Annotated in this window: 6 protein-coding genes and 1 pseudogene; 5 read left to right on the forward strand and 2 right to left on the reverse strand. The window is 57.9% G+C overall.

Annotation, left to right across the window (positions count from 1 at the left end):
* Positions 1-14: 14 nt before the first annotated feature.
* Positions 15-341 (reverse strand): annotated as a pseudogene (locus tag BMZ43_RS24710) (2-oxoadipate dioxygenase/decarboxylase family protein); the annotation flags it as partial.
* Here BMZ43_RS24710 and BMZ43_RS24715 point away from each other — a divergent pair.
* Complete coding sequence (locus BMZ43_RS24715) at positions 247-714, forward strand: hypothetical protein (protein WP_093257554.1); 468 nt, start codon at positions 247-249, stop codon at positions 712-714. The pseudogene BMZ43_RS24710 and the gene BMZ43_RS24715 sit on opposite strands and share 95 nt — an antisense overlap.
* A 1,122-nt stretch (positions 715-1,836) precedes the next feature.
* Here BMZ43_RS24715 and BMZ43_RS24725 read toward each other — a convergent pair.
* A complete protein-coding gene (locus tag BMZ43_RS24725; protein WP_093257559.1) occupies positions 1,837-2,679 on the reverse strand; it encodes a helix-turn-helix transcriptional regulator in 843 nt (280 codons plus the stop codon).
* A gap of 153 nt (positions 2,680-2,832) precedes the next feature.
* Here BMZ43_RS24725 and hemA point away from each other — a divergent pair, with 153 nt between their 5' ends.
* From hemA to BMZ43_RS24745, 4 genes are all read left to right on the forward strand, one after another.
* A complete protein-coding gene (hemA, locus tag BMZ43_RS24730; RefSeq protein ID WP_093257562.1) occupies positions 2,833-4,065 on the forward strand; it encodes a 5-aminolevulinate synthase in 1,233 nt (410 codons plus the stop codon).
* Entirely contained in the window at positions 4,065-4,565 is a 501-nt protein-coding gene (locus BMZ43_RS24735) for a GNAT family N-acetyltransferase (RefSeq protein WP_093257565.1), read from the forward strand. The genes hemA and BMZ43_RS24735 overlap by 1 nt, the downstream gene beginning before the upstream one ends.
* On the forward strand, positions 4,562-5,632 hold the full coding sequence (locus tag BMZ43_RS24740; protein WP_093257567.1) for a Gfo/Idh/MocA family oxidoreductase: 1,071 nt from the start codon (positions 4,562-4,564) through the stop codon (positions 5,630-5,632). The genes BMZ43_RS24735 and BMZ43_RS24740 overlap by 4 nt, the downstream gene beginning before the upstream one ends.
* Positions 5,633-5,716: 84 nt before the next feature.
* Positions 5,717-6,000 (forward strand): transposase (locus tag BMZ43_RS24745; protein WP_143075331.1); only part of this gene is annotated, 284 nt, incomplete at its 3' end.

The following is a 6,000-nucleotide window of genomic DNA, read 5'->3' on the forward strand; positions in this document are numbered from 1 at the left end:
GGCATCTGCGCCTAGACGGCGTCGATGTCGAGCGTGCGCGGGGTCAGGTGGTTGATGTGCGGACCCTTAAAGCAGACCACGTCGGCGATCAGTCGGTGAGCATCGTGCAGGCGGTGATAGAGGCTGGCGTCGACATTGGCCTCGCGGTGCCAGCGAAAGGTCTCCTGGGCTTCTTGGACGAAGGCATCCGTCAGCTCACCCTGAGCTTCGGCGCGCTTGATCAATTCCAGCGCGCCCGAGGGGAAGATGCAGCGCTCGTTCAGGACCCCTTCGGCCAGTTGGCGCAGTACAGCGTCCTCGATCAGCTCCAGGGGCGGCAGCGAGGTGAAGGATGAAACCGGTCAGTTCTCGCCGGCGATCACGCTCAACGGCAATAGGATTCTCACCGCTGGTACTAACCTAGTCGTGGCCGATGTAGCAGCGGCGAACCTAAGCGTGCTCAAGACGGCGTGGGGCTTGAGCGACAGTACGGCAGTCGTCAGCGTCGATGGGCCCAGCCTCGGCAAGGAGAATGACGTGGTGCTGTTCGACAAACTGGATAACGTCGCGGTGAGCTTTAACTATAACCTAACCGCGGTGCCTGCCAGTGATGGAACCCTGATCACAACGGCCTCCGCCAGCGGCGGCAAAACCTTCAGCGACGGTCAGCATGCGGGGGCGGCTTACGGTGCTGGCGCCGCCACATCTCGGCGGTGTGGGACAATCTTTCGATGACCTAACCCACCTATATCGGCGCAACGGTCGGCAAGGACGGGGCCTTCGCTCAAGCTGGCGATGCAGCCTCCATTGGCTCTCCCGGCATCGTGCTGGTTGGACAGTCTGCGCAGTCCATAGACACCCACTAGCAAACCTCGGGGGACACACCTTCTGCGTTGACAGTAAATGGCCGAGGTAGAAGGTGAGGCTCTATTTACATTCAAGACTCCGTGTGCTGGACGAACAAGGCGGGAAGGCCAAGCCACAGTAGACACTGCGGAAACGGGCGCGCGATCCGTGCCACTATTTGCAGTCGCTGGGCCTAAACGGTAAATTTTACGGGCCACGGTCAATCCCGTGGACGGGTGTAGCAACCTGACGAACCAAGGCGCGGCAGCGTCATAGCTCACAGCTGATGCCTAGCATTCGGCTGTGTGCATTCTATGGCGGGCCGTGCGGGGCAGGCTTCGGCCTGGCCGGTTCCCTTGGTTCCCGGTTTGCTACCCCCGTACGGTCCGCCTCCATACCGCGTAGCAACGGCGGTGGCGGCTCCTTAACCGAACCAAGGAGCAGCATGAACATGCATCGTCTTCCTTTTAAGCTCGCGCCCCTCCCCTGTCTTACCTCGTTGCGTTGTACCTCCATGATGGAGGTGAACAATGGCTGATACGAAAGGTGCGGTCCTTCCCTTCCCCGCCAACCTAGCCTCGTTGCGACAGCCTGAGTTCACCCGGGAGTCGCCGGAGGCAGACGCGGATATACGGGCTTCAATGCTCAGCGACCTGTTGGATCGCCTAGCCAACGATCAGGGCAACGCGGATAACCCGACAGACCTACGTCAGCGAATTTCGGCCTATATGGCTCGAGATCTACTCGATGAAATGGTGACGCTCTATCGCAGAGCTTTATCAGAGGCACGTCACCGCTAGGGCAGGAGACAGCTAAGCGACGCTCATGCGTCGCTTAGCTGTCCATGGGGTCATGACGACTAGAAAAGCCTATGGGCTTTGGCGAGCAATTTCTCTAAAGCAGCTACCACCGCTTGTTCATCAGCGTAGGCTGCAAATCTGTAGTCGAGACGCGACCCGGTTATGGACACTCCGCAGCCAGGTCACTTGGCTTCGTGACTTGAGCTTCTTTCTACCCTTCCTTCAGCCAGCGCTCGAACGTCGCGCCCTGTGCTCCATCCATCTGTGGAGCGTAGTAAACCAGCCGAAGATGGCGGTCCACATCTACTGTAAGCGTCGTGTGTTCAAAAACCATCTGGCCTATTCCATCGAGTCGGAAGTATCGAATTCCTTGGCAGGGCCCATGGATGTCCTGGCGATTCCACCAGTCACAAAATTCTGGGGCTACCCGCTCCAGGTCCTTTACCAGTCCCACGATGTCTGCGTCCTGGGTTCCCTGAACAAAATCGCGCCGGAAGCTCGAAAAGATCTGGACTGCCTGGCTCTCCCACGGATCGAGAAGCTGGCGTAGCCGCTTGGACGTAAACAGCATCCAAAGCAAATTACGTCGCTCAAGGGTCTGCTCCGAAAAGCCAAACAGTCGGTCGGCCGCGTCATTCCAAGCCAACACATCCCAACGCAGGTTCAAGACGTAGGACGGGCGGGCATCCAGATCCTCTATCAACCGGATAATCAGGGGCGGAACCACGCACCACGTCCTGCCGGGCTCACACGGTGGCCGCTGTTGTGCGAGTAGATAGAGGTGACGACGCTCCGTGGCATCGAGCTTGAGTGCACGGGATAGATTGTCCAAAAAAGTCGAGGACACGCTGATTTCTCGGCCCTGTTCGAGCCAGGTGTACCAACTGAGACCCACCCGTGCCAGCGTCGCTACCTCTTCACGCCGTAACCCAGGGGTCCGTCGTCGCCCACCGGACGGCAACCCAACCTCTTCAGGCGTCAGCCGCTCCCGGCGGCTTCTTAGAAACTCTGCAAGCTCAATCCGAGACCGTTCCAAAGACCGTGCCGCCGGCATGCCATTACTCCTAGTAACAGTATAAGCAACCAAATTGTAACAGGCTCCAAAGGGTGCGAAGAATAGCGCGTCCTGGCGCCGAGTGCCTTATGTCAGGGCTGTCGCGCGAGGAGGAACAGACGCGCTTGCTATTACTGTCTAGGAGTCAAACGGATGTACAACACGCTCTTGTATCAGAAGTTGGAAGCCCTCAAACAGGCCAACCAGTACCGCACCTTTACGACCTTGGACCGCCTGTGTGGTCGCTACCCTCTAGCTCGCCTGGCCGACGGCTCGCAATCACCAGTCGTGATGTGGTGCAGCAATGACTACCTGGGCATGTCCCAGCATTCCAAGGTACGGAGCGCCATGCACGAGGCCCTGGATGCCTACGGTGCAGGCTCGGGAGGTTCGCGCAACATTGGGGGCTCTCATGCGTTGTACGGACAATTAGAGCAAAGCTTGGCCGACTGGCACGGTAAGGAAGCGGCACTGGTGTTCCCTACCGGCTTCGGGTCTAACGAGGCCACCCTGCAGTGTCTGCTGCGGGAGCTGCCCGATTGCGTGGTGATCAGTGATGAGCGTAACCATGCCTCGATCATCAACGGTATCCGCTCAACTTCAAATGAGCGCCATATCTTCCGGCACAACGATCTCGAGCACTTGGAGCAACTGCTGCAGACCTATCCCCATGACCGACCCAAGATCATTGTCTTCGAGTCGATTTACTCCATGGACGGCGATGTCGCACCCGTTAAAGAAATTGTTGCACTGGCCAAGCGATACAACGCTCTAAGCTACCTCGACGAAGTACATGCGGTAGGGATGTATGGGCCTAGGGGTGCCGGTATTGCGGCTGAACTAGGCATTGCGAAGCAGGTAGACATTATTCAAGGCACTATGGCTAAAGCCATTGGTGTCATCGGTGGCTATATCGCCGCAAACTCCGTCATCATCGATGCTGTACGTTCCTTTGCAACGGGCTTCATCTTCACCACGTCCCTGCCGCCCGCGGTAACGGCGGGCTGCATCAAGAGTATCGAGCACCTTAAGGACAGTGACGCAGAACGGCAGCGGCTGCACGCGCATACCGCCAAGCTGCGCGGCAAGCTTCTGGAACAGGACATCCCCGTCATGCCCTGCTCACGCACCCACATCTTGCCGGTACTAATCGGCGATGCCGAGCGTTGCAAAGCGGCTGCAGGACGCCTTCTGCAAACCCATCACATCTATCTGCAGCCGATCAATTTTCCTTCGGTCGCCGTAGGCACGGAACGTTTCCGCGTTAACGCAACGCCCAACCATAGCGATGAGCAGATCGAGCAATTGGCCCTTGCCCTACGGGAAACCTTCGAGCATTTCGCCATTCCTTTTGCCTCCCAGCGGATTGGTGCGGAGGTTGCGTGATGAGCATCTCTTACGACATCCGTCGTGCTACGCCTGACGACATTCCTGCTCTTATCGAGCTTAGAGCCCATCTACTCGATGCCGGCGGAGCGCCTTACGCCAGCCGTACACCTGCAGATATTGAGCGTTGGCGCAGCGCCTACCCGCTTTGGCTGGCGGCCCATCTTGAAAGGTCAGATCGGGTACTCATCCTGTGCGCTGAACATAAGCACACCCAAGCCATACTTGGCTGCGCCACAGGCATCATTGATGACCGCGCCCCGGCTCCGGATTGTCTCAATGGCCGATCGGGTTGGGTTCAGTCGGTTGCCGTAACACCTAAGCTGCGCCGCTGCGGTATCGCAACGGCACTCATGCAGCGGCTTCTAGACTGGTTCAGGGCGTGCAATGTGAACTCAGTAGCTCTGCAAACTACTGCCGCTGCTACCTCGCTCTACCACATGCTCGGCTTCGCCTCGACGGGCGAAGCCCTATTGGTACGTGCGGAGGGCCGGCCATGAACGTCTTGATCATCGGTCTGGGCTATGCCGGTCACCGTTTTTGGCGTGCCTTCGAACGCCTGTCCGTTAGTACTGGCATGCCCTTGCGCTTGGCGTATGTTGATCGGAAACCCAAGGCATCAGAACTGCCATTCTTTCCTACGGTGGCGTCCGCGCTTCATCACTTCGAGCCCGACATCGTTGTGGTCAGCGTCAACGATGAAAGTCATGCACGAATCTTGGCGGAGCTAAGCGGATATCGTGGCTTCGTGCTGTGCGAGAAACCACTCGTTACTCCCGCTGACGACCTGACACTCGTTGCCGAGCACCTAAGTCAGGTGAGTGGTTTTGCCTTGGACTTGGTAGAACGGTACTCACCCGCCACACAATCTTTGCGTCGGCAGATCAGCGCACAGGGTTGGTCGCTGGTGAGAGCCAGCTTTCACTGGGGTAAGGACCGGCTCAATGACTACCGCCCTACCTGCGGTGTCACCAGTGAAGTCATCCATGCGCTGGATCTGGTGTCGTGGATCTGCTCCTCTGCTGATCCTTTGCAGATTCACGATGTGCTCGGAGTACGTTCGGACTTCTCGATTTCCGGACATTCCGTGCTGGATACCGTCTCTCTCACCGGAACGTTGGGCCAGGCCACACTCGCAGGCTATGCCAGCTTCGTGAACATCATGCGTCAGCGCACGGTGGACTTCAGCTTCATCGATCAAGAACAGCGAGTCATTCAGGCGCGCCTGGTCTTCGATACGCCGTCCTGGGATCAGGATTATCTGCGAATTTGGACGCGTAATGATCAAGGGCGGGAGCAACTGATCGATGAACAGTGTTTTAGCCCTGCCCAACCCGGACTCGAAACCCTACACAAGCTGAGTCGCCTCTGTCGCCACGTAGTGCGATGGGTATCCCTTCGCGAAATGCCCTCACAGCCCTTTCCCGACCTGCAAACGGCTATCGCTCTACAGCACCAGCTTAACCTGATTGAGACCTCAGCCCGTTGCCCTCCTCCGGCCTGCTATGCCCCTTACGGGAACCGCAGCCTGCTGCCGGAAATGAGTGACTTGGAAACTTTGGGCTGACTTCAAAGGAGATTGCCAATGTAGTGGTCTACTGATTCCGGACACCCATTTAGGGCGAGAATGCTCGCCATAGAGAGGTGTCTGATGACCAAGCAACGTCGTTCCTTTACGCCCGAGTTCAAACGAGAGGCCGCCTGCCTGGTGCTCGATCAGGGCTACAGCCATATCGAAGCAGCTCGTTCACTGGGAGTGGTTGAGTCGGCCCTGCGCCGTTGGGTAAAACAGCTTCAAGAGGAGCGCGTGGGCGTTACCCCGAAGAGCAAAGCACTGACGCCCGAACAGCAGAAAATCCAGGAGCTGGAAGCCAGGATCGACCGACTGGAACGGGAGAAAGCGATCCTAAAAAAGGCTACCGCTCTCTTGATGTC

The organism is Pseudomonas sp. Snoq117.2, assembly GCF_900110545.1.
Lineage (GTDB): Bacteria > Pseudomonadota > Gammaproteobacteria > Pseudomonadales > Pseudomonadaceae > Chryseomonas > Chryseomonas benzopyrenica.

Bases quoted from the DNA above. Each gene is read 5' to 3' on its own strand.
- hemA (WP_093257562.1), top strand. From the start codon at position 2,833: ATGTACAACACGCTCTTGTATCAGAAGTTGGAAGCCCTCAAACAGGCC.
- BMZ43_RS24715 (WP_093257554.1), top strand. From the start codon at position 247: ATGCAGCGCTCGTTCAGGACCCCTTCGGCCAGTTGGCGCAGTACAGCG.
- BMZ43_RS24725 (WP_093257559.1), bottom strand. From the start codon at position 2,679: ATGCCGGCGGCACGGTCTTTGGAACGGTCTCGGATTGAGCTTGCAGAG.
- BMZ43_RS24740 (WP_093257567.1), top strand. From the start codon at position 4,562: ATGAACGTCTTGATCATCGGTCTGGGCTATGCCGGTCACCGTTTTTGG.
- BMZ43_RS24735 (WP_093257565.1), top strand. From the start codon at position 4,065: ATGAGCATCTCTTACGACATCCGTCGTGCTACGCCTGACGACATTCCT.